Origin of the sequence: Micromonospora sp. WMMD1120, from assembly GCF_029626235.1 — a bacterium.
In the GTDB taxonomy this organism is placed as follows: Bacteria; Actinomycetota; Actinomycetes; order Mycobacteriales; family Micromonosporaceae; genus Micromonospora.
In genome coordinates, this window is record NZ_JARUBO010000005.1 from 569358 (window position 1) to 594841 (window position 25484).

Below are 25484 nucleotides of genomic sequence, written 5' to 3' on the forward strand. Positions count from 1 at the left end.
TGCTTTCCTCTGCTTTAGCGGCGGCGGCCGGCCCGGCCGCCCTGGGCGGGTCGCCCCGGCACGGCGTGCACGCCCTGCGCCTGCTGGTTCTCCCGCTCGGCGTCCCAGCGGGCGTACGCGTCGACGATCTCCCCGACCAGCCGGTGCCGGACCACGTCGGAGCTGGACAACTGGGAGAAGTGCACGTCCTCCACGTTGCCCAGGATCTCCCGGACGACCCGCAGCCCGCTGCTCGTCCCGCCGGGAAGGTCCACCTGGGTGATGTCACCGGTCACGACGATCTTGGAGTTGAAGCCGAGCCGGGTGAGGAACATCTTCATCTGCTCGGGCGTCGTGTTCTGCGCCTCGTCCAGGATGATGAACGCGTCATTAAGGGTTCTGCCCCGCATGTAGGCCAGCGGGGCGACCTCGATCGTCCCGGCGGCCATCAGCTTCGGGATCGTCTCCGGGTCGAGCATGTCGTGCAGCGCGTCGTAGAGCGGGCGCAGGTAGGGGTCGATCTTCTCGTTCAGCGTGCCGGGCAGGAAGCCCAGCCGCTCGCCCGCCTCGACCGCCGGTCGGGTCAGGATGATCCGGTTGACCTGCTTGGCCTGCAACGCCTGGACGGCCTTCGCCATCGCCAGGTAGGTCTTCCCGGTGCCGGCCGGGCCGATGCCGAAGACGATGGTGTGGGTGTCGATCGCGTCGACGTACCGCTTCTGACCGAGCGTCTTGGGACGGATGGTGCGACCGCGCCGGGAGAGGATGTTGAGCGTCAGAACCTCGGCGGGCCGCTCGGCGCTGCCCTGCTCGAGCATGCCGACGGTACGCCGGACGGCGTCAGTGGTCAGGGTCTCGCCTTTCTCGATGAGCTCGAGCAGCTCACTGAAGACCCGCTCGGCGAGGGCGTTGTCCGCGGGGTCGCCGGTGATGGTGATCTCGTTGCCCCGGACGTGCACGTCACTGCTGACCGAGCGTTCGACGAGTCGGAGGATCTCGTCGCCAGCGCCGAGCAGGTTGACCATGATCTTCGGGTCGGGCACGGTGATCCTGGTCTGCACCCGGGGCGGGCCGGGAGGTGGGGTGCCGGTCATAGGTCGGGCCGAAGGGCCCTGCGCCACCTGCTCTCGATCTCGGCGCCGGCCGGTCGGCCTGGCGTACGGACGTTATCCCCATCGTATCGGTTCAACGCGGGCGGCATCGCGCCCATTTCCGCTGGCCGCGCGATCAACTCCCGGTCCGGAAGTCGTACCCGTCGAAGGTCTCCTGGTGACGGGTGAACCGGTACGTCGCCCAGTGCATCCGGACCACCGCGCCGGTCTCGTCCCGGGTCAGCCGCAGCAGCTCACCGACCTCCCGCCCGGAGACCGTGCGGAACACGTCCGGCTGGTCGGGCAGGGCCGCGAAGACCGCCGGCGGACGTCCGGCCCGGTCGTCGACGGCGCGCGCCCGCAGTGCGCCGCCGTGCCAGGAGAAGACGTACGCCGAGCCCTCGCCCCACCAGTGGCCGAGGGCCCCCCGCAGGGCCGCCGGCGCGGGCGCGCCGGGCCGCCAGGGCTCGATCTCGGCCGGGTCGTGCTCCACCGCCGCGGCGAGCAGCCGGTGCGGCAGGTCGAAGACGTCGGTGGCGGTGCCGGAGGAGCCGAGCACGGCGACGCCCAGCGCGCCCGGCGTGCCGTCGCCGCCCCGCCGGCCGTAGACCCCGGCGAGGAACCCGGGCATCGCCCCGTCGTGCCCCACGTGCACGATCCGCTCCCCCTGCGGCAGCAGGATCAGTCCGAGCCCGAAGCCCGCACCCCAGAGGGTCTCGTCGGTGGTGGTGACCGGCCAGCGCATCTCGTCCAGCGTCGCCGGGGCGAGCACCGCGCCCGCCGGGTCCAGCGCCGCCGGATCGGCCAGGAACGCCGCCCAGCGGGCCATGTCGGTGGCGGTGCTCCAGAGCTGGGCGGCCGGACCGACGGCGCCGAGGTCGGTCGGCGGCTCCGGACGCGCCTCGTCGGAGTACGCGTCGACCAGGAATCCGGTGGCGGCCGTCGGCCGGGGCGTCACGGTGGTGTCGGTGAGCCCCAGCGGCGTCAGGACCCGCTCGGTGAGCGCCTGCGCCCAGGTCCCGCCGCGCAACCGGGCGACGAGCTGGCCGAGCACCGCCATGCCCAGGTTGGAGTAGTGGAACCGGCGGCCGGTGGGCAGCACCCGCTCGGCCCGGTCCAGCTCGGCGACCAGTTGGTCCGCGTCCGGCGCGCGCAGGGTGTCCCACACGTCGCCGAACGGCTCGCGTTGCAGGCCGGCGGTGTGCGACAGCAGCCGGCGCACCGTCAGCTCGCCGTGCGCCGGGAGGTCGAGGTGCCGCCCCACCGGATCGTCCAGGTCCAGCAGGCCCTCGTCGCGGCACTGGAGGACCAGCACCGCGGTGAAGGTCTTGGTGACCGAGCCGATCCGGAACTGGGTCTCCGGCCCCAGCGGGCTGTCCGTGCCGGTCTGGCCGACGGTGCAGCTCCAGAGCGGTCGGTCGGCCCGGTGCAGCGCCGCCGACACCGCCGGTATCCGGCCGTCGGCCTGCGTCCGCCGGACCATCCGGTCGAGGTGCTCGGTCATGCCAGGTTCCGGGCGAGCATGGGCCCGAGCGGCGCGCCACCGAGCAGGTGCGCGTGCACGTGGAACACCTCCTGCCCGCCGTACGCCCCGGTGTTGAACATCAGCCGGAAACCGTCGCCGAGCAGCCCCTCGTCCTCGGCCACGGCGGCGGACGTGGCCAGCACATCCGCCGCCAGCGCCGGGTCGCCCTGGGCGAGCGTGGCGACGTCGGCGTAGTGCTCCTTCGGGATGACCAGCACGTGCACCGGCGCCTTCGGGTCGATGTCCCGGAAGGCGAGCGTGGTGTCGGTCTCCCGGACGACGGTGGCCGGGATCTCCCCGGCGACGATGCGGCAGAACAGGCAGTCGGATCCCATCGGGGCAGTGTAGAGAGCCGACGACGGCTCGGGCAGGATGGCCGCCATGACGGATCGAGCGGTTCTGGTGACCGGGGCCTCGCGCGGGATCGGCCGGGCGGTGGCGATGGCGTTCGCGGCCGGCGGCGACCGGGTGGCGATCCACCACCGCGACTCCGCCGAGGCGGCCGAGGAGCTGCGGGAGCGGTTGCCCGGCGCGGGGCACGTCGTGGTCCGCGCCGACCTCACCGACCCGGAGCAGATCCGGGTCATGGTCGACCGGGCCGCCGAGCTGCTCGGCGGCCTGGACGTGCTGGTCAACAACGCCGGGACGTACGGCGACCGGGACGACCCGCACCCGGTCTTCGGCGCCTCGTACGAGCAGTGGCAGGCGCGGTGGCGGCAGGTGGTGGAGACCAACCTCACCGGTGCCGGCAACGTCATCTGGTGCGCCGCCCAGCACCTGCGCCAGCGCGGTGGGCGGATCGTCAACGTCTCGTCCCGGGGCGCGTTCCGGGGCGAGCCGCACCAGCCGGCGTACGGGGCCAGCAAGGCGGGGCTGAACGCGCTGGGCCAGTCCCTCGCCGTCGCCCTCGCCCCGTACGGCATCACCGTCGCCACCGTCGCGCCGGGCTTCGTGGCGACCGACATGGTGACCGCGTATCTCGACGGCGAGCAGGGCGCGGCGATCCGGGCGCAGAGCCCGTTCGACCGGGTGGGTCGGCCGGAGGAGATCGCCGCGGCGGTGCACTGGCTCGCCTCGCCCGGGGCCGAGTGGGCCTCGGGCACGATCGTCGACCTGAACGGGGCGTCCTACCTGCGCAGTTAAGGAGTGACACGGCAGGCACCTCACCCGGTCGGGTAGGTGGTTGACGGTTCCCGGGCGGGTAAGTCTCCTCGACATGGCCGACTCCGCGCTGCTGGACCTGACCGCCGACTACCGGGTGGCCGACGGCCACGACGACGACCCTGTCCTGCTCCGCCCCGACGGCACGCCCGTCGACACCTGGCGTGAGGACTACCCGTACGACGAGCGGATGGACCGCGACGAGTACGACCGGGACAAGCGACTGCTCCAGATCGAGCTGCTGAAGCTCCAGGACTGGATCAAGGAGTCCGGCGAGCGACTGCTGATCCTCTTCGAGGGGCGGGACGCGGCCGGCAAGGGCGGCACCATCAAACGGTTCATGGAGCACCTGAACCCGCGGGGCGCCTCGGTGGTGGCGCTCGCCAAGCCGGACGAGCGGGAAGCCAGCCAGTGGTACTTCCAGCGGTGGTTGGCGCACCTGCCGGCGGCCGGTGAGATCGTGCTGTTCGACAGGTCCTGGTACAACAGGGCCGGCGTGGAACGGGTGATGGGCTTCTGCAGCCGCAAGGAGTACCTGGAGTTCCTCCGGCAGGCCCCGGAGCTGGAACGGATGCTGGTGCGCTCCGGCATCCGGCTGGTCAAGTTCTGGTTCTCCGTCTCCCAGAACGAGCAGCGCACCAGGTTCGCCATCCGCCAGGTCGACCCGGTGCGGCAGTGGAAGCTCTCTCCGATGGACATCGCCTCGCTGGACCGGTGGGACGAGTACACCGAGGCGAAGGAGGCGATGTTCTTCTGGACCGACACCGCCGACGCGCCGTGGACGGTGGTGAAGAGCAACGACAAGAAGCGGGCCCGGCTGGAGGCGATGCGGCACGTTCTGCACCGCTTCGACTACACCGACAAGAATCCCGAGGTGGTCGGCGCACCGGACCCGCAGATCATCGGCAACGCCGGGCTGGACCTGGGGCCGGAAGAGGAGGTCGTGCCGGTGTTCCCCCGCCCGTGAACGGGCGACCGGACGGTCACCAGCGGCCGAGACGGGTGGCGAGCACGCTGAGCGCCGCCACCCCGGCGGTGGAGGTGCGCAGGACCGCCGGCCCGAGGCGTACGGGTCGGCCGCCGGCCTCGGCGAAGGCGGTCAGCTCGGCCGGGGCGATGCCGCCCTCCGGGCCGACGACCAGGACGATCTCACCGGCGGCCGGCAGGTCGGCGGTGGTGAGCCGATCCTCGGCCTCCTCGTGCAGCACGAACGCGGCGGCGGCGCCCGCGATCCGCCGGGCCACCGTCGCGGTGGGCTCGTCCGGCGCGCCGGCCACCACCGGCAGCCACGGCCGGCGGGCCTGCTTGGCCGCCTCCCGGGCGGTGGCCACCCACTTGTCCCGGGCGCGTACGCCCCGCTCGCCGCGCCACTGGGTCACCGAGCGCGACGCCGCCCAGGGGACGATCTCGTCCACCCCGACCTCGGTCATCGCCTGCACGGCCAACTCGCCCCGGTCGCCCTTGGCGATGCCCTGCGCCACCACCAGGCGGGGCACCGGCGCGTCCGCGTACCCCCGGGAGGTGACGGTGACGTCCAGGCTGCCCCGGCCGACGGCGGTGACCACGGCGGTGGCCGTGCCGCCCCGGCCGTCGGCGAGCAGCAGCTCCTCGCCGACGCGCAACCGCTGCACGGTGGCGGCGTGGTGCCCCTCCGGACCGGTCAGGGTCAGCGTGTCGCCGGTGGGCAGCGCCTCGACCAGGAACAGCGGCGCGGACACTCAGGCGTGCCCGTTGAACGCGTCGCGCATCCGGGAGAAGAAGCCGCCCTGCTTGGACAGCTCGGCGACCTCCTCGCCCCGGGTCTTGGCGAAGTCGCGCAGCATCTTCTCCTGGTCCGGGTCGAGCTTGGTCGGGGTGCGCACGTCCAGGTGCACGTAGAGGTCGCCGCGACCGGTGCCGCGCAGGTGCGGCACGCCCCGGGCGCGCAGCCGCAGCGTGCTGGCCGGCTGGGTGCCGGCCTTGACGTCGACGGTCTCCTCGCTGTCCAGCGTCTTGATGGTCAACCGGGTGCCGAGCGCCGCCGCCGTCATCGGGACCGTCACGCGGCAGTGCAGGTCGTCGCCCTTGCGGGAGTAGACGTCGTGCGGGCGCTCGTGGATCTCCACGTAGAGGTCGCCGGCGGTGCCGCCGCCGGGGCCCACCTCGCCCTGCTGGGCGAGCCGGATCCGCATGCCGTCCTCGACGCCGGCCGGGATCTTGACGGTCAGCGAGCGCCGGGTCCGCACCCGGCCGTCGCCGGCACAGGTGGGGCACGGGTGCGGGATGGTGGTGCCGTAGCCCTGGCACACGGTGCAGGGCCGGGCGGACACCACCTGGCCGAGGAAGGTGCGCTGGACCGACTGCACCTCACCGCGCCCGGCGCACGCCTCGCAGGTCGCCAGGTGCGTGCCGGCGGCTGTGCCGGCGCCGGAGCAGGTGGTGCAGAGCACCGCCGTGTCGACGGTGATCGGGGCCTCCACGCCGAAGGCCGTCTCGTGCAGGTCGAGTTCGAGCCGCAGGATCGCGTCGGCGCCCGGCCGGGTGCGCGGACGGGGACCACGGGCGTTGCCACCCGCACCGCCGAAGAAGGCGTCCATGATGTCCTGGAACCCGACGAACGGGCCCGCGCCGCTGGGGCCACCCGGGCCACCCGGACCGCCGCCGCCCGGAGCGAGCGGGTCGCCACCCAGGTCGACGATCTGCCGCTTGCGGTCGTCCGAAAGGACCTCGTACGCGGCGTTGATGTCCTTGAACTTCTCCTGTGCCTCCGGGTCCGGATTGACATCCGGGTGGAACTGGCGCGCCAACTTCCGGTAGGCGCGCTTGATCTCGTCATCGGAGGCTTCCCGGCTCACGCCGAGAATGCCGTAGTAGTCCCTGGCCACTGCGTTCCGTGTCCTCATGTTCGTCTCGCGTTGCGCCGCCGGCGGCCGCAGCCGGCCGTCGGCCCTGACTGGTCAGTTCTGGGCCAGCAGCTCGCCCACGTAGCGTGCCACGGCGCGCACCGTGGCGATGTTGCCGGGGTAGTCCATCCGGGTGGGCCCCAGCACTCCCAGACCGCCGACGATGGTGGTGCCCGGGCCGTACCCCGTGCTGACCACCGACGCCGCGCGCAGGTTGTCGAACTCGTTCTCGTCGCCGATCAACACCCGGGTCGTGCTCGGCTCGGTCTCGCCGATGAGTTTGAGCAGCACGACCTCCTCCTCCAGCGCCTCGAGGATCGGCCGGAGCGAGCCCTGGAAGTCGAGCAGGCCGCCCCGGGTGAGGTTGGCGGTGCCGGCCAGCGCGATGCGTTCCTCGTGTCGCTCGACGAGCGTCTCCAGCAGGACCGTGGAGAGCGTGGTCATCGCCGGGCGCAGCTCGCCCGGCGCCTCCTCGACGAGCGCCTGCACCAGCGGCGGCGTCTCGGACAGCCGGATGCCGGCGAGCTTCTCGTTGACCAGCCGACGGAGGTCGGTGACGTCGTCGGCGGGCACCGGCCCGGGCAACTCGACGAGCCGCTGCTCCACCCGCCCGGTATCGGCGATCATGACGAGCATCAGCCGGGTGGTGGAGATCGGCACCAGCTCCAGGTGCCGCACCGAGGAGCGGGCCAGCGACGGGTACTGCACGACGGCGACCTGCCGGGTCAGTTGGGCGAGCAGCCGGACCGTGCGGTGCACCACGTCGTCGAGGTCGACGGCGCCGACGAGGAAGCGCTCGATGGCCCGGCGCTCGGCCGGGCTGAGCGGCTTGACCCGGGACAACCGGTCGACGAAGAGGCGGTAGCCGCGGTCGGTGGGCACGCGGCCGGCGCTGGTGTGCGGCTGCCGGATGTAGCCCTCCTCCTCCAGCACCGCCATGTCGTTGCGGACCGTCGCCGGGGACACCCCGAGCTGGTGGCGCTCGACGAGCGCCTTGCTGCCGACCGGCTCCTGCGTGGAGACGTAGTCCTCGACGATGGCGCGGAGCACGGCGAGTTTCCGGTCGTCGAGACCCATCCTCCGCACCTCCTGTCGCACGTCGGCCGCCGGCCGCGTGGGCCGGCCGGGCCGTTCCTGGCACTCGACTGTAGCGAGTGCCAGTCTACGTCGGGGTACCCGCCAGCGCGATGATCAACGACAGTGGCCGGTGTCGAACTGGTGCCGCGTTGCCGCTGACCCCTACCGTGACAGCCATGACAGAACCTCCTCGCCCTCCCGGAGCCGGTGACCCCGGCCACAACCCTCCGGAGCCGACCTCGCCCGGCCCGTACTCGTCGGCCGAGCCACCCACCGCACCACTGTCCGGGGCACCCGACCCGGGCGGCTATCCCCCGGCCGGTGGCTATCCGCCGCCCACCGGTGACCAACCGCCGTCAGGCGGTTACCCCCCGCCCGGCGGTTACCCCCCGCCCGGCGGCTATCCCCCGCCCGGCGGCTATCCCCCGCCCGGCGGCTACCCACCACCCGGTGGGGCCTACGGCGCCCCCGGCGGCGGCTACGCCAGCAACGAGGACAAGACCTGGGCCCTCGTCGCGCACTTCGGCGGCGCGCTCGGCGCGCTGGTCAGCTTCGGTCCGCTGGGCTTCGTCGCCCCGCTCATCGCCTTCCTGGCCCGGGGCAACCAGTCGCCGACCGTCCGGGCGCACGCCGTGGCCGCGCTGAACTTCCAGATCCTCTGGTCGATCATCGCGTTCGTGCTGCTCTTCGTGAGCTGGTGCCTGCTCTTCCTGCCCAGCATCGCGGTCGTGGTGATCCAGATCCTGTTCGGGATCATCGCCGGCATGAAGGCCAACGAGGGCAGCGCCTACCGCTACCCGATGTCCACCACCTTCATCAAGTGAGCCCTGCCGGCCGCTCCCCCGGCCGGCACGGCTCACCGCCGCCCCGTCCGGGCCGCGGGACCGCTCAGGGCAGCAGGTCGCGCACCACAGCGTCGGCGAGCAGCCGGCCGCGCAGCGTGAGCACCGCCCGACCGGCCGCGTACCGGTCGGCGTCCAGCAGGCCGTCGGCCCGCGCCCGCTCGGCGCCGGCCCGGCCCGCGGCGTCGAGCACCGCCAGCGGCAGACCGCTGGCCAGCCGCAGCCGCAGCATCACGTCCTCCATGTGCGCCTCGTCGACGGTGAGCACCTCCCGGGCCAGGCCGGGCGAGACGCCCTCGGCCAGCCTCTTCGCGTACGCCGAGGGGTGCTTGACGTTCCACCAGCGCACCCCGCCGACGTGGCTGTGCGCCCCGGGCCCCAGGCCCCACCAGTCCGCGCCGGCCCAGTAGAGCAGGTTGTGCCGACACCGGGCCTCGTCGCCGCGCGCCCAGTTGGAGACCTCGTACCAGGACATGCCAGCCGCGTCGAGGGCGGCCTCCGCGGCCAGATAGCGGTCCGCGGCCACGTCGTCACTGGGGTACGCCAGCTCGCCGCGCCGCATCCGGGCGGCGAGCCGGGTGCCGTCCTCGACGATCAGGGCGTACGCGCTGACATGGTCCACCCCGGCGGCGACGACCTGCTCCAGCGAGGCGGCGAAGTCCTCGGCCCGCTCCCCCGGGGTGCCGTAGATCAGGTCCAGGTTGACGTGCGCGAACCCGGCGTCGCGGGCCTCCAGCGCGGCGGCCGTGGCCCGACCCGCGCTGTGCCTGCGGTCCAGGATCGCCAGCACTCCCGGGGAGGCCGACTGCATGCCCAGCGAGATCCGGGTGTAGCCGGCCGCCCGCAGCCGCGCCAACGACTCCGGGGTGACCGACTCGGGGTTGGCCTCGGTGGTCACCTCCGCGTCGGCGGCCAGCCCCCAGGTGCTGTCGATGCCCTCCAGGATGCGGGCCAGGTCGTCGGCGGGCAGCAGGGTGGGTGTGCCGCCCCCGACGAAGACGGTGTCGACCCGGGGCGGCGGGGTGTCGCCGAGCACCCGGGCGGCGAGCTTCAGCTCGGCCAGGACGGTGTCGGCGTACCCCTCGCGGCTGGCGCCGCCGCCCAGCTCGGCGGCGGTGTAGGTGTTGAAGTCGCAGTAGCCGCACCGGCTGGCGCAGAACGGGACGTGCACGTACACGCCGAAGCCGCGCGCGCCGACCGCGGTGGTGGCGGTGGCGGGCAACGATCCGTCGACGGGGACGGTCTCACCATCTGGAAGGACGCCGGGCATGGCCACTAGTGTGCCCGGCATGACCTCTCCCGACGTGCTCGTGCGGGTCGCCACGGCCCGTGGGGTGACCACGCTCACCCTGGACAGCCCGCACAACCGCAACGCGCTCTCCACCGCCCTGATGACCCAGTTGCTGGCCGGGCTGGCGGAGGCGGTCGCCGACGAGACGGTGCGGGTGATCGTGCTCGACCACACCGGCCCGGTCTTCTGCTCGGGCGCGGACCTGAAGGAGACCGCCGCGGCGTACGCCAGCGGGACGGTCCCGGCCGGCATGCTGGGTGACGTGCTCGCGGCGCTCTGGGAGTGCCCGAAGCCGGTGCTGGCCCGGGTCGCCGGGCCGGCGCGGGCCGGCGGGCTCGGCCTGATCGCCGCGGCCGACCTGGCGGTCTGCGCCGACGAGGCGACGTTCGCGTTCACCGAGGTCCGCATCGGGGTGATCCCGGCGGTGATATCGGCGACCGTGCTGCCCCGGCTGCACCCCCGCGCCGCCGCCGAGCTGTACCTGACCGGGGACACCTTCGACGGGCGGCGCGCGGCGCGGGTCGGACTGGTCACCGCCTCGGTGCCGGCTGCGGAGCTGGACGACGCGGTACGGGGCTACTGCGACTCGCTGGTCCGCGGCGCGCCCGGCGCGCTGGCCGGCACCAAGGAACTGCTGCGCCGGCCGGGCACCGCCGAGCTGCGCGGCGACCTGGCCCGGCTGTCCGCCCTCTCGACCGGCTACTTTCTCTCCGAGGAGGGACGCGAAGGGGTCACCGCGTTCCGCGAGAAGCGATTGACTCGATGGGTGGCCGCTCTGGACGGTGGTTCCGCTGAGGGCGCCGGGTAGGACCGGGCGTTCCGGCAGTTGATGGCGACGGGGGCGGTGGCGGCACGGGCTGGGCTGGGTGACCGTCGGGGCGCCGCCGGGAGCGGCGGCGCCCCGAACACCGGTCACCACGCCGTCGCGCCGCCGTCGACCGGGTAGTTGGCGCCGGTGATGTACGACGCCCGGTCGGAGGCGAGGAAGACCACCAGCTCGGCGACCTCCTCCGGCTGCGCGAACCGCTTCAACAGCGTCTTGCCGGTGATCGCGTCCCGGGCCGCCTGGTCGTCACCCAGGTCGCGCTCGCTGGCCGGGCTGATGATCGGCCCCGGACTGACCGCCACCGCCCGGATGCCGTGCGGCGCGCCCTCGAGAGCGAGCTGTCGGGTCAGGCCGATGACGCCGGCGTTGGCCGCTGTGTGACCGACCATCGGGGGGACGTGACCGGCGATCATCCCCGCCATGGAGGCGGCGTTGATGATCGCGCCACCGCCGCGCCGCACCAGGTGCGGCCAGGCGAACTTCGACACGAAGTACGGGATGTCCAGCTCTCCGGTGATCGTGTAGCGCCAGTCCTGCACCGAGAAGTCGGGCACCGGACCGAAGCGGAGCGCCGCCGCGTTGTTGTAGACCGCGTCGAGCCCGCCGTAGGTCGCCGCGGCGTCGTCGACGAACCGCCGGACCTGCTCCGGGTCGGTGAGGTCGACCGGGGCGAACCCGGTCATCTCGCCGCCGGCCCGGCGCACCAGCTCGACGGTCTCGTTGTTGCCGTCGACCTGGAGGTCGGCGCCGACGACCTTCGCCCCCTCGCGGGCGAAGGTCAGCGCCGCGACCCGACCGAGACCACCGCCGGTGCCGGTGATCAGTACGACCTTGCCCTCCATCGTTCCCATGGAACCTCTCCTTGAGCTGGTGATTGACATGTCAACTGGGTTAAGGCCACGACGGCCTGTCGCCTTCCCGCCAGGGGCGGTTCGAAAGGCAGGTGAGATCACGGCCACAGCGGGAACGTCGCCATTCGGCACTGATCGCGACGCCGGGACCGAACCGGTCAGAATCGGATGGGCCGGGCCGGAAACGCTCGGACGGCCCGGCACGGGCGCGCGGGGACGTACGCTTGTCGAACTGTCGATCTGGGGGTGTGGGTGCGAACTCGGGCAACCGTGGCGGGTGGGGTCGTGCTGATCCTCGTCGCCGTGATCGCGATCTGGCTCGTCGTCCGCCAGGTGGGTGACGACCTCCGGTTGCCACTGCTGGCACGCAAGTGCACGGTGCAGGCCGACGGCCGGGTCGCACTGGACGCCGACCAGATGGCGAACGCCGCCACCATCGCGGCGATCGGGGCGAAGCGGGGGATGCCCGAGCGGGCGGTGGTGGTCGCCCTCGCCACCGCGTACCAGGAGTCCGGGCTGCGCAACCTGGCCGACGGCGACCGCGACTCGGTGGGCCTCTTCCAGCAGCGACCGAGTCAGGGCTGGGGCACCCCGGCGCAGATCCGCGACCCGCGCTACGCGGCCAACCGGTTCTACGCCGCGCTCAAGAAGGTGCGCGGCTGGGAGAAGATGCGCGTCACCGACGCCGCCCAGCGGGTGCAGCGCTCGGCCTTCCCCGAGGCCTACCAGAAGTGGGCCGACGACTCCGAGGTGCTCACCCGGGCGCTGCTCGGCGACGCCAGCGGCGCGGTCACCTGCACGGTGGGGCGTACCCCGGCGATGCAGGGCGCGGCGGCAGCCGCGCAGCTGACCCGCAACCTGGTGTTGGACTGGGGTCTGAAGGGCACCGAACCGGCCGACGGGACCCGCCTGGCGGTGACCCCGAGCGACCAGCGCGACGGGTGGCGGTACGCGCACTGGCTGGTGTCGCACGCCCAGGACCACGGGGTGAAGCGGGTCCGCTTCGGCGAACTGGAATGGACCGCGCGGGGTGGCGCCTGGGGTCGGGTGGACGGGCAGCGGGACCCGGCCGGCCAGGTGGTGGCCGAGGTGTTCAACGAGGGCTGACCGACCCGGATCTCCTAACCGGCAGTCACCGCACAATCGGACAAAATGCCCGGTAAGGCATCGTGGATCACAGAATTCTCACCGAGCGCAGTTTCGCCGCTGCGTGCGGTCGGATCGCCGTCCAATCCCGAGCCGGGTCCTCCCCGCCGCCGATGCCGTCGCGTTACGATCGGCGGCCTGTGCCAGAAAAGGTTTCACCTCATGGGGAGGGGTACGACGCGGTGTTCGATTACGGCGACCGGACCGGTTACGAACCGATCAGCGACACTGACCGCAAGGAGTTCCACGAGCAGGGCTTCCTCCTGCTGCGTAACGTCCTGACGGAGGACCACCGGGCGGCGCTGGAGGCGGCTGTCGACCGCGTCTACGCGGAGGAGCAGGCCAAGGGCACCACCAAGAAGGACGGCACCCTGCACCTGCTGGGCTTCCTGGAGCGCGACGAGCTCTTCGGCGAGCTGCTCACCCACCCGATCGCCTTCCCGTACATGTGGGGGCTGGCCGGCTGGAACATCTACACCCACCACAACCACCTGGACGTCACCCCGCCGGCCGCCGAGCCGGAGAAGCCCTACTGGGGCTGGCACCAGGACGGGTACCGGCAGAACTCCGACCCGGAGACGATGGACCCGAACCTGCCCCGGCCGATGTTCTCCCTGAAGGTCGCGTACGTCCTGTCGGACCTGTCCGAGACCGGTCGCGGCGCCACCAAGGTCATCCCGGGCAGCCACCTGTGGAACTCGCTGGACCGGCCCAAGGACCTCAGCGTGCACAACCCGGACCCGGAGGGCACTGTCGAGATCACCGCCAACCCGGGTGACGCCTTCATCTTCGACCGTCGGCAGTGGCACTCGCGGTCGACGAACCTGTCGACCATCACCCGCAAGATGCTCTTCGTCGGCTACACCTACCGGTGGATCCGTCCGCTGGACGAGCTGCACCCCGACGTGAACGGCGAGTGGTACCGCAACCGCACCCCGGTGCAGCGCCAGCTGATCGGTGAGGGCACGCACACCGCCAACTACTGGGGCATCAACTGGGACGGGTACGTCGACGACGAGATCCCGCTGCGCAAGGAGCTGAAGGAGCGCGGTCTGCTCGACCGCAGCATCCCCTGGCTGCGCTGACGCACCGATCGGGAGCCCCTGCCGTCCCCAGATGGCAAGGGCTCCCGCACGTCGGCAGGGCGTTCGTCAGCCGCGGCTGGCGAGGCGGCGGCGGGCCTTCTCCCGGATCGCCACCGGCAGGTCCTCCGCGTCGAGCAGCCGGGGCAGCAGCTCCGGCTCCAGGCTGGTGGCGCGGAACACCTCGCCAATGGTCACGCCGTGCGCCGGACGTTCCACCACCTCGACCGGGTCACCCGGACCGATCTCCCCCTCGCGCAGCACCCGCAGGTACGCCCCCGGAGTGGCACGGACGGTGAAGCGCCGGATCAGGTCCGGCACACCCCAGTAGCCGGCGAAGGTGGTACAGGGTGTCCGTGGCTTGGTGACCTGGAGCAGGACGGCACCGATCTGCCACCGCTCGCCGATCACGGCGCCCGTCACGTCGACCGCGTAGGTGGTCAGGTTCTCCCCGAAACCGCCGGGTCGGATCGGGCGGCCCAGCTCGGCCGCCCACCAGGCGGCGTCCTCCTCGGCGTAGGCGTAGACCGCCTGCTCCGGGCCACCGTGGTGGGTGCGCTCGCCGATGAAGTCACCGACCACCCCGTCGACGCGTACCGGCACCGGACCGTCGACCGGCCGCTTGTCGATGCCGCTGCGCCCGCTCGCGTCGCCGGCCCACTCCGCCTCGGTCACGACGCCGAGGTTCACCGCTGCCACCCTGCCCGTCATGGCCGTCAGCCTAGTGGCGGGCAGGCTGGCCGCCTTCCGGCCTGGTCAACCCTTGACCGCGCCGGCCACCAGACCGGAGACCATCCGCCGCTGCACCAGCAGGAAGAAGATGATGACCGGCAGCGTGAACAGGGTGGACGCGGCCATCACCGGACCCCAGTTGGTGTCGTCGCGGCCGAAGAAGAAGGTCATCGCCACCGGCAGCGTGTAGCTGCCCTGGTCGTTGATGAACGTCAACGCGAAGATCAGCTCGTTCCACGCGGTGATGAAGGAGAAGATGCTGGTCGCCACCAGGCCGGGCGCGACCAGCGGGAACAGCACCCGGCGGAAGGTCTGGGCCCGGCTGGCCCCGTCGATCGCCGCCGCCTCCTCCAACTCCTTGGGTACGGCCGCCACGAAGCCGCGCAGCATCCAGACCGCGAACGGCAGGGAGAAGCCCAGGTACGTGAGGATCAGGCTGGGCAGGGTGTTGTAGAGCCCGAGCCGCTGGATCATCAGGAACAGCGGGATGACCAGCGCCTCCAGCGGGATCATCTGCACGATCAGCAGCATGATCAGGAAGCTGGTACGCAGCTTGAAGCGGAACCGGGCCACCGCGGTGGCGGCCAGCAGCGCGACCAGGCCGCTGAGCACCACAGTGGAGACCGCGACCAGCGCGCTGTTGAGGAAGAAGTCGAGGAAAGTGACGCCGGGGATCAGGTTGCCGGTCAATATCTCCCGGTAGTGCGCCAGCGTCGGGTGGGTCGGCACCGGCTGCGGGGTGGCCGAGAAGATCTCGTTGCTCGGCTTCAGCGAGGTGGAGATCATCCAGTAGACCGGGAACGCCGCGAAGAGCGCGACGAGCAGCCCGGCGGCGTTGAGGGCGACCTTCTTCACGACTCGTCCTCCTGCCTGAGCACCATCCGTACGTAGAAGCCGGTGACCACGAGCAGGATCAGCGTGAGGATCACCGCGATGGCCGCGCCGAGCCCGTACTTCGGCGGCGGCGAGAACGCCTCGGCGTACGAGTAGATGGCGAGCATGAACGTCGGCCGGTCCTGGGTGCCTCCGGCCAGCACGAACTGCTGCGTGAAAACCTTGAAGTCCCAGATGGTGGAGAGCACGATCAGGATCCCGAAGACCGGGCGCAGCAGCGGGAAGGTGATCGTCCAGAAGACCCGCCACGGGCTGGCGCCGTCCACCCGGGCCGCTTCGTGCAGCTCGCTCGGCACGCTCTTGAGGCCGGCCAGCACGCTCACCGCGATGAACGGGAACGAGTGCCACACGACTACCAGCGTCAGGATGGCGAAGAACAGCAGCGGCGAGTTGAACCAGCCGTAGCCGGTCCAGTCGCTGCGACCGAACAGGCCGTTCGAGAGGCCGTCCGGCAACGCGTTGAACAGCCAGGTGACCAGGCCGCTCGTGTCGTCGAAGATCCATTTCCAGACGATCGTGCCGGTCAGCGCCGGGGTGGCCCAGGCGAGCATCACGCAACTCGCCACGAAGGTCGCCATCTTGCGACCCAGTCGGTTGAGCAGCAGCCCGACCAGGGTGCCCAGCACCATCGTGAGCAGCACGTTGGCCGCCGCGAACAGCACCGTGTTGCGCAGCACGGTGAGGAAGAAAGGGTCGGAGAGGATGTCGGCGTAGTTGCCGAGCCCCACCCACGGCCACTCCCGGTCCCCGCGCAGCTGCCGAACGCTGTTCAGCCGGTAGAAGGACATCACCACCACCTGGCCGAGCGGCCAGAGCAGCAGCACCCCGATGATGAAGAGCGCGGGCAGCAGCAGCAGGTAGGGCAGGCGGTCGACCCGGCGACGCCGCCGCGCGGGGGTCTCCCGCGCGGCGGACGTCTCCGGCACCTCGGTCAGCGTGGTCACTTGGCGTTGAGGATGCTTTCCATCTCACCGGCCGCGTCGGCGGTAGCCTTCTCGACCGTCTTCTGACCCTTCATGACCGAGCTGTTCATCGCCTGGGTCACCGTCTTCGTCCGGCTGACCTCCACCCACTTCGGGGTGAGCGGCGTGAGCTTGGTGTTCTGCATGGTGGTGGCGAACGCCGCCATCACCTTGTCGTTGGCGTACGTGTCGCCGGCGACGAGGTCCTGGTAGACGGGGAAGAACCCGAGGCTGCTCGCGAAGCTCTGCGCGTTCTTCTTGTTCAGCAGCACGGTCAGGTAGTCCCAGGCCAGGTCCTGCCGCTCACTGTCCTTCCAGATCGCCACGTCCGAACCGCCCGCGAAACCGGGCGCGGGCTTGCCGTCCGGGCCGGGGATCGGGAACGTACCCCAGACCTTCTCGATCTCGGGGTTGTCCTTCTTGATGGCGCCCTGCTGCCAGCTACCGGCGAACGCCATCGCGGCCTTGCCGGTGGCGAACTGCGTCCGCGCGTCGATCTCGTTCCAGCCGGCGGCGGCCGGCGGGGCGACCTTGTGCACGGTGACCAGGTCGGTCCAGTACTTGACGGCCCGCTGCGCCTCGGGGGTGGTGTAGCCGGACTTCCAGGCGCCGCCCTGGTTGGTGGCGATCTCGCCGCCCGCGCCCCAGAGGAAGGAGTAGAACGGCAGCTCCGAGTTGCCCGGCAGCGCGATGCCGTAGGTGCCCTTCTTCTTCGCCTGCACGGCCTTAGCCACGGTGACCAGGTCGTCCCAGGTCTTCGGCGGCTGCACGCCGGCCTCGGCGAACCAGTCGGTGCGGTAGTAGATCGCCCGCACGCCCGCGTACCAGGGCACGCCGTACTGCTTGCCGTCGAGCTGCGCGTTCTTCACGAGGTCCGGCAGCAGGTCCTTGCCGTCGGCCCAGCCGCCCATCCGGCTGCTCACGTCGGCGAGCGCCTCCTGGGCCGCCCAGCCCTGGGTCTCGGTGTTGCCCAGCTCGGTGATGTCCGGTCCCTCGCCGCCGGCGAGCGCGGCCTGGAACTTCTTGGGCGCCTCGAGCCAGGGAACGTACTGCACCACCACGTCGGTGTCGGGGTGCTTCTGGCGGAACTCCGTCTCGACGGTGTCGAGGAAGGCGTTCTGCGCGTCCCCGCCCTCGCCCATCATCCAGACCGTCAGCTTGCTGTCGTCGGCCGCGTCGTCGCCGGAGCCGCTCCCACAACCGGTCAGCACCATCGCGGCCGAGGCCACCATGGCGGTGACCGGGGCCAGCCGCTTCCACCTGTTCACGCCAGTTCTCCCCTCACGCCGCCTGGAACTAACCTTCTCCGCCGCACCCTAGTACGTAGGATTCCTTTACGACAGTGGGCGGGTCCGGCCGAGGCGTGGCGACCGTACCGCAGCGGCCCGGGCTACGGCGGACGGCGATCGGGGCGAACTCGGGCACTTGGCCACGAAAGAGCGCCCGGCCGTCGGCCGGGCGCTCTTTCGTTGTGCTGTACAGCCGCTATACGGTCTGACCAGGTGTTGCCAGGTCGTTATCGGGTGACGCGGCGGCGGCCACCCACACCGGCCACCAGAGCGACAGCGATGGCGGCCACCACGACCTGCACCAGCAGCTCGCCCCAGTCCACGCCAGCCGTCTCCGTCGCGATGCCCATCGCCCGCGCCAGCACGGTGCCCAGCAGGGCCGCGCCGACACCGATCAGCAGGTGCAGCCAGATCGGCATGTTCTGCCGGCCCGGGACGACCAGACGGCCGAGCGCCCCGACGATGAGACCAACAACGATGGCGGTGATGATGCCCCACACGGTGAGCTCCACGGTCGCCCTCCTCCAAAGAATGTTCGACACACGGTGTGTGCTTCCTGTCGTGACCTCTTGGTTCCCGGCCCGCAGAAATTCCAAACCGACCAGAACGACCAGACGGTCACGTTCGGATCGACAGGAACACGTTCCACGGTGGGCCGCCCGACGACGGCGAGACGACCGAGACGAGGTCCGCGCCACGACCGGGACGAGGTCCGCGCCACGACCGGGACGAGGTCGTGGAGAGACCGCCGCAACCGGCGGAGGCGGGAGGCGTCGTCCACACCCCGCGCCGACCAGAGATCTTGGACAGTTTCCGTTCTGCGCGAACGGGAACTGTCCAAGATCTCGCCATGTCATGGCGCGGCGCGGCGAAGCGCGACACCGCGCAAGGCTGCGCGGCACGGCCGGCTGCGCGGCACGGCCGGCACGGCGAAGCCCGGCACGGCACGGCGGAGGGCCGACGGAGGGAGCAGTCGCGGAAAACACCGATGGGCGCCCGGCCTGTCGGCCGGGCGCCCATCGGAGGTGTCGTGGTGGTTATCGGGTGACGCGGCGGCGGCCACCCACACCGGCCACCAGAGCGACAGCGATCGCGGCCACCACGACCTGCACCAGCAGCTCGCCCCAGTCCACGCCAGCCGTCTCCGTCGCGATGCCCATCGCCCGCGCCAGCACGGTGCCCAGCAGGGCCGCGCCGACACCGATCAGCAGGTGCAGCCAGATCGGCATGTTCTGCCGGCCCGGGACGACCAGACGGCCGAGCGCCCCGACGATGAGACCAACAACGATGGCGGTGATGATGCCCCACACGGTGAACTCCACGGTCGCCCTCCTCCAAAGAATGTTCGACACACGGTGTGTGCTTCCTGTCGTGACCGCTAAGTGCCCGACCGGCAGAAATCCCAAACCGACTCACGACGAACGGAAACGGCGAACATCGATGCTTGAGGGGTGCGTCGGTTGATCCCGGGGGTGCCTCCACACAGGTGGGAGCCCATCTCGCCGACCCGACGACCCGGCGACGACACCAGAAAAATTTTCCACGACCGGCGGCACGAGACGCCCGGACGCACGAGACGCCCGAGACGTCCGGGCGCGGAGAGCGGCGGCACGAGACGCCCCGGCGCGCGAAGCGCCCGGACGCACGAGACGCCCGGACGCGGTGGCGCTACTTCTTACCGGCGGCCTTCGTGTCGCCGGATTCGGACGAGAGCGCCGCGATGAATGCCTCCTGTGGCACCTCGACGCGGCCGACCATCTTCATCCGCTTCTTGCCCTCCTTCTGCTTCTCCAGCAGCTTGCGCTTCCGGCTGATGTCACCGCCGTAGCACTTGGCGAGCACGTCCTTGCGGATCGCCCGGATGGTTTCCCGGGCGATGACCCGGCTGCCGATGGCCGCCTGGATCGGCACCTCGAACTGCTGGCGCGGGATCAGCGTACGGAGCTTGGCGGCGATGGTGACGCCGTAGTTGTACGCCTTGTCCTTGTGCACGATGGCGCTGAACGCGTCCACCGGCTCGCCGTGCAGCAGGATGTCCACCTTCACCAGGTCGGACGCCTGCTCGCCGGAGGGCTCGTAGTCCAGCGAGGCGTACCCCTTGGTGCGGCTCTTGAGCTGGTCGAAGAAGTCGTAGATGATCTCCGCGAGGGGCAGCGTGTAGCGCAGCTCCACCCGGTCGGCGGAGAGGTAGTCCATGCCCAGCAGGGTGCCGCGCCGGCCCTGGCACAGCTCCATCACCGCGCCCACGTAGTCGTTCGGCGTCAGCACGGTGGCCCGGACCACCGGCTCGTACACCTCGGCGATCTTGCCGGTGGGGTACTCGCTGGGGTTGGTCACCACGATCTCCGCGCCGTCGTCGGTGATGGCCCGGTAGACGACGTTCGGGGCGGTGGAGATCAGGTCGAGGTTGTACTCGCGCTCCAGCCGCTCTCGGATGATCTCCAGGTGGAGCAGGCCGAGGAAGCCGCAGCGGAAACCGAAGCCGAGCGCGCCGGAGGTCTCCGGCTCGTAGTCCAGCGCGGCGTCGTTGAGCTTGAGCTTGTCCAACGCCTCGCGCAGGTTCGGGTAGTCGGACCCGTCGATCGGGTAGAGCCCGGAGTAGACCATCGGCTTCGGGTCCTTGTAACCACCGAGCGGCTCGGCGGCCGGTCGGCTGTTGATGGTGACGGTGTCACCGACCCGGGACTGGCGCACGTCCTTCACACCGGTGATCAGGTAACCGACCTCGCCGACGCCGAGCCCGTCGGCCTTGACCATCTCGGGGGAGATGACGCCGATCTCCAGCAGCTCGTGCACCGCGCCGGTGGACATCATCTTGATCCGCTCGCGGGCGCTGATCCGCCCGTCGACGACCCGGACGTAGGTGACGACGCCGCGGTACACGTCGTACACCGAATCGAAGATCATCGCCCGGGCGGACGCCTCGGCGTCGCCGACCGGCGGAACGAACTGCCTGACGATCTCGTCGAGCAGGTGCGGGACGCCCTCACCGGTCTTGCCGGAGACCCGGATGCAGTCCTCGGGGTCACCGCCGATCAGGTGGGCCAGCTCCTCGGCGTACTTCTCCGGCTGGGCGGCCGGCAGGTCGATCTTGTTGAGCACCGGGATGATGCGCAGGTCGTTCTCGAGCGCCAGATAGAGGTTGGCCAGGGTCTGCGCCTCGATGCCCTGCGCGGCGTCCACCAGCAGCACGGCGCCCTCGCAGGCGGCCAGCGACCGGGACACCTCGTAGGTGAAGTCGACGTGCCCCGGGGTGTCGATCATGTTGAGCACTGCCTGCTCACCGGCCCGGTCACCCTCGCGGATGGTCCACGGCATGCGGACGGCCTGGCTCTTGATGGTGATGCCGCGCTCGCGCTCGATGTCCATCCGGTCCAGGTACTGCGCGCGCATCTGCCGGGGGTCGACCACACCGGTGAGCTGCAACATCCGGTCGGCCAGGGTCGACTTCCCGTGGTCGATGTGAGCGATGATGCCGAAGTTCCGGATGCGACCGGGGTCGGTGGCACCAGGAGCGTTCGCGCCGGGATCGAGCTTCGGTGGCACAGCGGTCCGTTCTGGTCGGCTGACGTGAACAGGCCGGCGCGCCGCCGACCCCCTCTATGTTCCCACGCCGCCGGGGTGTGCCCACCGCACGGGCGACGCATCGGTCCGCGGGCGCCTCACTCCGGCGGCGGCTCGACGAAGAGCGCGGCCAGCCGGGGCAACCGCCGACGCGCCTCGTCCTCGTCGTCGAAGTCCCAGAAGTCGTTGAGGTCCGGCGTCCGCACCGGGTCCCGGTCCGCGGGCAGTTCGCTCGCGGTGGCCCTGCGGTACGCGTCCCACGGCACCGACAGCATCGGCTCGGCGGCGAACTCCTCCCCGCTGAGCGAGGCGGCCCGCACCTGGGGCAGTTCGGCCAGCGAGTCCGGTTCGGCGACCGCACGGGCGAAGACCGCCCGCCCCTGGGTCATCAGCCAGCCCCGGAAGTGCTCGAAGCCGTCCGCCGAAGCGCCACCGTTGATCAGGTACGCCGCGCCCCACAGGTCCGCCTTGTGCGAGGCCGCGAGCACCCGCGCCTGGTGCCGGGCGTACCCGATGATGTCCTCCGGGTCACGCTCGGCGAGCAGCGCGACGGCCCGCGCGGCGACCGGGCCGGGTTCACCCCCGCCACCGGCCCGCGCCTGGTCGATCAACTGCCAGAAGTCCTCGGTCCTCATGGCTTGGCAGTCTGGCAGTGTCGCCGTGCGTCCCGCACGTACCCCGGGGCAGCATGGTGGGATGTCCTCCGCTCCCCCGCTGCCGCCGGTGCCCTACCACGCGAGCGCCCGACGACCGCCCTGGTCGGCGCTGCCGGCGGCGCTGCGGGCCGCGGTCGCCGAACGGCTCGGCGCGCCGGTGGTCACCGCCCGGGTCGCGGGCGCCGGCTTCACCCGGGGTTTCGCGGCGGTGCTGCACACCGCCGACGGCGGTCGGGCCTTCGTCAAGGCGGCACCCGCCGCCGAGCAACCGCACCTCGTCGACTGGTACGCCCGGGAGGCCGCGATCCTGGACCGGCTGCCGGCGGACCTGCCGGCGCCCCGCGTGCGGTGGACCCTCGCCGACGCGGGCTGGTTCGTGCTCTGCACCGACGCCGTCGACGGGCACACACCGCGCCTGCCCTGGGCGCCCGCCGAGCTGGAGGCCACCCTCGCCGGGTACGCGCGGGTCGCCGCCGCCCTCGCCGACCCACCGGCCGACCTGACCGCACTCGGCCTGCCGCACCTCGCCGACCTGGCCCGCTCGGACATCCTCTGGTGGGAGGAGGTCGCCGCCGGCCGCGAGCCGGTCCCGCCGCTGCCCCCGTGGGCCCGGGACCGGCTGCCCGAACTCGTCGCGCTGGAGTCCCTCCTCCCCGGGTACGCCGCCAGCGCGCCCGGCCTGATCCACGGTGACCTGCGGGTCGACAACGTGCTGATCGACGCCGACGGTCGGGCCTGGTTCTGCGACTGGACCTGGGTCTGCGCCGGGCCGGCCTGGTTCGACCTGGTCAACCTGCTGCTCACCGCGTACGCCAGCGGCCTCGACGCGGACCGCCTCTTCGCCACCCACCCGGCGACCGCCGCCGCTCCCCCGGACGCGCTGGACGCGACCCTGGCCGCGCTGGCCGGCTACTACCTCACCGGCGCGGCGGCCACACCCCCGACGGCCTCCCCGCACCTCCCCACCCACCAGCGGTGGAGCGGAGAGGTGTCCCTGGACTGGCTGGCCCGCCGCCAAGGCTGGCGCTGACCACCCAAGCCAGGCCGGGCCGGGCCGGAGGCAGGGCCGGGCCGGGCCGGAGGCAGGGCCGGGCCGGGCCGGAGGCAGGGCCGGGCCGGGCCGGAGGCAGGGCCGGGCCGGGGCCGGGACCGGGGGCCGGGCCGGGACCGGGGGCCGGGACCGGGACCAGGCTGTGATCGACTCGGGTTCCTTGAAGTCGGGCTGTCGACCGCGCGCGAATACCCCGACTTTCAGCAAGCCGAGTCGATCAAGTGACAGCAAGCCGAGTCGATCAAGTGACCGCCACCTCGCGCCAACCCGCAACCCCGGACGACAGCCTCCCGATCCACACCCCACCCAACCCCCGTGATCCACTCGGATTCCTGAAACCCGGGCCATCCACGCCACGCGAATACCCCGACTTTCAGCAAGCCGAGTCGATCAAGCGGCGGACGGTCCGGTGAGGGCCGCGAGCCCGTGGGGACGCGTTTCGGTCGAGCCGTTTTGGCTCGTCCCGGGCGACCTGGTAACCTGGCTCTTCGCGCAGCGATGACGCATGTTCGTCATCCCGCGCTTAAGCTGACCAACCCGAGCTATCAAGACGAGGCTGTCGCGTGGCGAACATCAAGTCCCAGATCAAGCGCAACCGGCAGAACGAGAAGGCCCGGCTGCGCAACAAGTCGGTCAAGTCGTCGCTGAAGACCGCCGTCCGGAAGTTCCACGAGGCTGCCGAGGCCGGTGACGTCGAGAAGGCCACCGCGCTGATGCTGGAGGCTTCGCGCAAGCTGGACAAGGCCGTCAGCAAGGGCGTGATCCACTCCAACCAGGCTGCGAACCGCAAGTCCGCGATCGCCAAGCGCGTGGTGGCTCTCTCCGCCTGACGACCGCACGTCAGACTGATTCGGCAAGCCCCGGGCTCCGGTCCGGGGCTTCCGTGTGTCCGGAGATCGGGTAGCGGCGCGTGTCGGTCGAGTGAGCCGTGTGCCATCGGATGACCGGCCGGCGTCGACCAGACCGACTCCACGGATAGGCCGACCGACCGCGCAGATGGCCCGGCCGTCCGTGTCCGGCGACGCCAGTGTGGCCGCGAGGCGGGTCGGCGTCAGTCTGACGGATTGGCCCGTCGGGGAGGCGGCACCGGGTCGGCGGTGATCACGACGCCGGTGACGGTGTGCGAGATCCATTCCACCCGGGCTCGGCCCACGACCGGTTCCATCTGCCGGCGGAACCGGTCCCGCTCCTGTTCGGGCACGAGCGCCGCGGAGCGGACCACCACCGCCGCCACCATGTCGTTGAGCTTGACCATGGCCGCGACCACGACGGGCAGCACCAGCACCGCCCACCAGGTGACCAACTCGGCGAGAGCGAGCAGCACCGCCAGGGCGATCGCACCCTCGAAGAACAGGAAGCACAGCACGCCGCCGGGGTTGACGAACCGCAGGCGGAGGAGCCGGGCGTAGAGCGGCCGGTACCGCTCCTCGTCCACCGGGATGGTGGCCCAGCCCGGACGGCTCGTTCCCGTCACCTGACGCTGCCCTGCCGGGCCGCCGCGACCGAGAAGACCGCCCGCTCCAGGGCGTACGCCCGGTCGTCGGAGCCACCCTTGACGGCCGCGTTGCACTCGGCGGCGACCTGCATGGCCCGGACCAGTCCCTCCGGCGTCCACCCACGCCCCTGCCGCTGCGCCCGCTCGACCTTCCACGGAGGCATGCCGAGGCTGCTGGCGAGTTGGTACGGGTTGCCGCGCCCGGCCGACGCGACCCGGGCCACAGTGCGTACCCCGTCGGCCAGGGCGTCGGCGATGGGCACCGGGTCGACCCCGACGTGCAGGGCCCAGCGCAGCGCCTCCAGCGCGGCCGGCACATCGCCGACCATCGTGGCGTCGGCCACCGTGAAGCCGGTCACCTCGACCCGCCCACGGTAGTAGCGGGAAACGGTGTCGGCGCTGATCCGCCCGTCGGTGTCGGCGATCAGTTGGGAGCAGGCGGCGGCCAACTCGCGGAGGTCGTTGCCGACCGCCGCGATGAGCGCCTCGGCGGCGTCATCGGTGCACTTTCCACCGGCGCGGCGGATCTCGTCGCGGACGAAGGCCACCCGGTCACGGTGCCCCTTCAGCTTTGCGGCCGGGACCACCGTCGCGCCGGCCGCCCGCAGTCCGTCCGCGAACGCCTTTCCCTTGGCCGCGCCCAGGTGCAGCACCAACAGTTGGACGTCCGGATCGGGGTTCTTCGCGTACGCAAGCAGCGCGGTCGCCAGGTCCTTGCGGGCGTCCTGGCCCGCGCGCAGGATCAGCAGCCGCCGCCCGCCGAACAGCGAAGGGCTCAACATCTCGGCGATCTCGCCGACGGTGAGCGAGCCGGCCTGGTACTCGCGGACGTCCACCTCAGGGTCGGCGGCGCGGGCCTTTTCGACAGCTTCGGTGACCGCGCGCGTGGCGAGCAGCTCCTCGTCACCGAGGACGAGCAGAATGGGGGCGAGGCTGGCCGGGGTCACGCCGCCCATATTCGCACGCCCCGCCACGGGATCGTGCCTGCTCATCCGCGGCCCGGTCGGCGCAGCCCGCACTCAGCGCAAATCCAGACATCTATCTCAATATCCGATGGATTGCGCAATTCACCCGCGTAGGAGACGTCG

26 protein-coding genes are annotated in these 25484 nt (G+C 71.6%); 8 read left to right on the plus strand and 18 right to left on the minus strand.

The window, feature by feature from the left end:
- Positions 1-14: 14 nt before the first annotated feature.
- The 3 genes from O7634_RS02735 to O7634_RS02745 form a co-directional block, all read right to left on the minus strand.
- A complete protein-coding gene (locus tag O7634_RS02735; RefSeq protein WP_278148599.1) occupies positions 15-1073 on the minus strand; it encodes a PhoH family protein in 1059 nt (352 codons plus the stop codon).
- 133 nt (positions 1074-1206) lie between these two features.
- Complete coding sequence (locus O7634_RS02740; RefSeq protein ID WP_278148600.1) at positions 1207-2574, minus strand: serine hydrolase domain-containing protein; 1368 nt, start codon at positions 2572-2574, stop codon at positions 1207-1209.
- Entirely contained in the window at positions 2571-2930 is a 360-nt protein-coding gene (locus tag O7634_RS02745; RefSeq protein WP_124774517.1) for a histidine triad nucleotide-binding protein, read from the minus strand. Before O7634_RS02745 ends, O7634_RS02740 begins: the two co-directional genes overlap by 4 nt.
- 46 nt (positions 2931-2976) lie before the next feature.
- Here O7634_RS02745 and O7634_RS02750 point away from each other — a divergent pair, with 46 nt between their 5' ends.
- Positions 2977-3738, plus strand: coding sequence for an SDR family NAD(P)-dependent oxidoreductase (locus O7634_RS02750; protein ID WP_278148601.1), 762 nt, complete (start codon positions 2977-2979; stop codon positions 3736-3738).
- Between the two features lie 73 nt (positions 3739-3811).
- A complete protein-coding gene (ppk2, locus tag O7634_RS02755; protein ID WP_278148602.1) occupies positions 3812-4723 on the plus strand; it encodes a polyphosphate kinase 2 in 912 nt (303 codons plus the stop codon).
- Between the two features lie 16 nt (positions 4724-4739).
- Here the strand turns inward: ppk2 and O7634_RS02760 are convergent, their stop codons facing one another.
- The 3 genes from O7634_RS02760 to hrcA all read right to left on the minus strand — a co-directional run bounded on the left by O7634_RS02760 (position 4740) and on the right by hrcA (position 7715).
- Entirely contained in the window at positions 4740-5474 is a 735-nt protein-coding gene (locus tag O7634_RS02760) for a 16S rRNA (uracil(1498)-N(3))-methyltransferase (RefSeq protein ID WP_278148603.1), read from the minus strand.
- A complete protein-coding gene (gene dnaJ, locus O7634_RS02765; protein ID WP_278153847.1) occupies positions 5475-6620 on the minus strand; it encodes a molecular chaperone DnaJ in 1146 nt (381 codons plus the stop codon). It lies immediately after the preceding gene.
- Positions 6621-6692: 72 nt separating this feature from the next.
- Positions 6693-7715 (minus strand): heat-inducible transcriptional repressor HrcA, encoded by a 1023-nt coding sequence (gene hrcA, locus O7634_RS02770; RefSeq protein ID WP_278148604.1) that lies wholly within the window; start codon positions 7713-7715, stop codon positions 6693-6695.
- Positions 7716-7891: 176 nt separating this feature from the next.
- On the opposite strand from hrcA, the gene O7634_RS02775 reads away from it, so the two are divergent.
- Positions 7892-8539 (plus strand): DUF4870 domain-containing protein, encoded by a 648-nt coding sequence (locus tag O7634_RS02775; RefSeq protein WP_278148605.1) that lies wholly within the window; start codon positions 7892-7894, stop codon positions 8537-8539.
- Between the two features lie 64 nt (positions 8540-8603).
- Here O7634_RS02775 and hemW read toward each other — a convergent pair whose 3' ends face one another.
- Positions 8604-9827: a radical SAM family heme chaperone HemW gene (hemW, locus tag O7634_RS02780; protein WP_278153848.1), complete on the minus strand. Its 1224-nt coding sequence runs from the start codon at positions 9825-9827 to the stop codon at positions 8604-8606.
- 19 nt (positions 9828-9846) lie between these two features.
- On the opposite strand from hemW, the gene O7634_RS02785 reads away from it, so the two are divergent.
- Complete coding sequence (locus O7634_RS02785; protein WP_278148606.1) at positions 9847-10656, plus strand: enoyl-CoA hydratase-related protein; 810 nt, start codon at positions 9847-9849, stop codon at positions 10654-10656.
- A 104-nt stretch (positions 10657-10760) separates the two neighbouring features.
- Here the strand turns inward: O7634_RS02785 and O7634_RS02790 are convergent, their stop codons facing one another.
- Entirely contained in the window at positions 10761-11525 is a 765-nt protein-coding gene (locus O7634_RS02790) for an SDR family NAD(P)-dependent oxidoreductase (RefSeq protein WP_278148607.1), read from the minus strand.
- A 246-nt stretch (positions 11526-11771) separates the two neighbouring features.
- Between O7634_RS02790 and O7634_RS02795 the strand changes: the two genes are divergently transcribed.
- Both O7634_RS02795 and O7634_RS02800 read left to right on the plus strand, forming a co-directional pair.
- Positions 11772-12632, plus strand: coding sequence for a hypothetical protein (locus O7634_RS02795; RefSeq protein ID WP_278148608.1), 861 nt, complete (start codon positions 11772-11774; stop codon positions 12630-12632).
- Positions 12633-12853: 221 nt separating this feature from the next.
- Positions 12854-13756, plus strand: coding sequence for a phytanoyl-CoA dioxygenase family protein (locus O7634_RS02800; RefSeq protein ID WP_203149028.1), 903 nt, complete (start codon positions 12854-12856; stop codon positions 13754-13756).
- Between the two features lie 66 nt (positions 13757-13822).
- Here O7634_RS02800 and O7634_RS02805 read toward each other — a convergent pair whose 3' ends face one another.
- The 8 genes from O7634_RS02805 to O7634_RS02840 all read right to left on the minus strand — a co-directional run bounded on the left by O7634_RS02805 (position 13823) and on the right by O7634_RS02840 (position 21829).
- A complete protein-coding gene (locus O7634_RS02805) occupies positions 13823-14464 on the minus strand; it encodes an MOSC domain-containing protein (protein WP_278148609.1) in 642 nt (213 codons plus the stop codon).
- Between the two features lie 45 nt (positions 14465-14509).
- Positions 14510-15340, minus strand: coding sequence for a carbohydrate ABC transporter permease (locus tag O7634_RS02810; protein WP_278148610.1), 831 nt, complete (start codon positions 15338-15340; stop codon positions 14510-14512).
- Positions 15337-16323, minus strand: a complete 987-nt coding sequence (locus O7634_RS02815) for a sugar ABC transporter permease (protein ID WP_278148611.1) — start codon at positions 16321-16323, stop codon at positions 15337-15339. The genes O7634_RS02810 and O7634_RS02815 overlap by 4 nt, the downstream gene beginning before the upstream one ends.
- Positions 16320-17609 (minus strand): sugar ABC transporter substrate-binding protein, encoded by a 1290-nt coding sequence (locus O7634_RS02820; RefSeq protein WP_278148612.1) that lies wholly within the window; start codon positions 17607-17609, stop codon positions 16320-16322. The genes O7634_RS02815 and O7634_RS02820 overlap by 4 nt, the downstream gene beginning before the upstream one ends.
- A gap of 248 nt (positions 17610-17857) precedes the next feature.
- Positions 17858-18142, minus strand: coding sequence for a GlsB/YeaQ/YmgE family stress response membrane protein (locus O7634_RS02825; protein WP_278148613.1), 285 nt, complete (start codon positions 18140-18142; stop codon positions 17858-17860).
- 525 nt (positions 18143-18667) lie between these two features.
- Complete coding sequence (locus O7634_RS02830) at positions 18668-18952, minus strand: GlsB/YeaQ/YmgE family stress response membrane protein (protein WP_278148614.1); 285 nt, start codon at positions 18950-18952, stop codon at positions 18668-18670.
- 346 nt (positions 18953-19298) lie between these two features.
- Entirely contained in the window at positions 19299-21176 is a 1878-nt protein-coding gene (lepA, locus tag O7634_RS02835) for a translation elongation factor 4 (protein WP_278148615.1), read from the minus strand.
- A 116-nt stretch (positions 21177-21292) separates the two neighbouring features.
- On the minus strand, positions 21293-21829 hold the full coding sequence (locus tag O7634_RS02840; RefSeq protein WP_278148616.1) for a DUF4240 domain-containing protein: 537 nt from the start codon (positions 21827-21829) through the stop codon (positions 21293-21295).
- Positions 21830-21890: 61 nt separating this feature from the next.
- Here O7634_RS02840 and O7634_RS02845 point away from each other — a divergent pair, with 61 nt between their 5' ends.
- Positions 21891-22880, plus strand: a complete 990-nt coding sequence (locus tag O7634_RS02845; protein WP_278148617.1) for a phosphotransferase — start codon at positions 21891-21893, stop codon at positions 22878-22880.
- Between the two features lie 584 nt (positions 22881-23464).
- Entirely contained in the window at positions 23465-23731 is a 267-nt protein-coding gene (rpsT, locus tag O7634_RS02850) for a 30S ribosomal protein S20 (protein WP_278148618.1), read from the plus strand.
- 221 nt (positions 23732-23952) lie between these two features.
- Here the strand turns inward: rpsT and O7634_RS02855 are convergent, their stop codons facing one another.
- Both O7634_RS02855 and holA read right to left on the minus strand, forming a co-directional pair.
- The gene (locus tag O7634_RS02855) at positions 23953-24375 is read right to left on the minus strand and encodes a hypothetical protein (protein ID WP_278148619.1); all 423 of its coding nucleotides are present in this window, start codon (positions 24373-24375) and stop codon (positions 23953-23955) included.
- Positions 24372-25352, minus strand: a complete 981-nt coding sequence (gene holA, locus O7634_RS02860; protein ID WP_278148620.1) for a DNA polymerase III subunit delta — start codon at positions 25350-25352, stop codon at positions 24372-24374. Before holA ends, O7634_RS02855 begins: the two co-directional genes overlap by 4 nt.
- Between the last annotated feature and the right edge of the window lie 132 nt (positions 25353-25484).

Bases quoted from the DNA above. Each gene is read 5' to 3' on its own strand.
- hrcA (WP_278148604.1), bottom strand. From the start codon at position 7,715: ATGGGTCTCGACGACCGGAAACTCGCCGTGCTCCGCGCCATCGTCGAG.
- O7634_RS02840 (WP_278148616.1), bottom strand. From the start codon at position 21,829: ATGAGGACCGAGGACTTCTGGCAGTTGATCGACCAGGCGCGGGCCGGT.
- O7634_RS02790 (WP_278148607.1), bottom strand. From the start codon at position 11,525: ATGGGAACGATGGAGGGCAAGGTCGTACTGATCACCGGCACCGGCGGT.
- O7634_RS02785 (WP_278148606.1), top strand. From the start codon at position 9,847: ATGACCTCTCCCGACGTGCTCGTGCGGGTCGCCACGGCCCGTGGGGTG.
- O7634_RS02775 (WP_278148605.1), top strand. From the start codon at position 7,892: ATGACAGAACCTCCTCGCCCTCCCGGAGCCGGTGACCCCGGCCACAAC.
- ppk2 (WP_278148602.1), top strand. From the start codon at position 3,812: ATGGCCGACTCCGCGCTGCTGGACCTGACCGCCGACTACCGGGTGGCC.
- holA (WP_278148620.1), bottom strand. From the start codon at position 25,352: ATGGGCGGCGTGACCCCGGCCAGCCTCGCCCCCATTCTGCTCGTCCTC.
- O7634_RS02750 (WP_278148601.1), top strand. From the start codon at position 2,977: ATGACGGATCGAGCGGTTCTGGTGACCGGGGCCTCGCGCGGGATCGGC.
- O7634_RS02740 (WP_278148600.1), bottom strand. From the start codon at position 2,574: ATGACCGAGCACCTCGACCGGATGGTCCGGCGGACGCAGGCCGACGGC.
- O7634_RS02805 (WP_278148609.1), bottom strand. From the start codon at position 14,464: ATGACGGGCAGGGTGGCAGCGGTGAACCTCGGCGTCGTGACCGAGGCG.
- O7634_RS02845 (WP_278148617.1), top strand. From the start codon at position 21,891: ATGTCCTCCGCTCCCCCGCTGCCGCCGGTGCCCTACCACGCGAGCGCC.
- O7634_RS02735 (WP_278148599.1), bottom strand. From the start codon at position 1,073: ATGACCGGCACCCCACCTCCCGGCCCGCCCCGGGTGCAGACCAGGATC.
- hemW (WP_278153848.1), bottom strand. From the start codon at position 9,827: ATGCCCGGCGTCCTTCCAGATGGTGAGACCGTCCCCGTCGACGGATCG.
- O7634_RS02745 (WP_124774517.1), bottom strand. From the start codon at position 2,930: ATGGGATCCGACTGCCTGTTCTGCCGCATCGTCGCCGGGGAGATCCCG.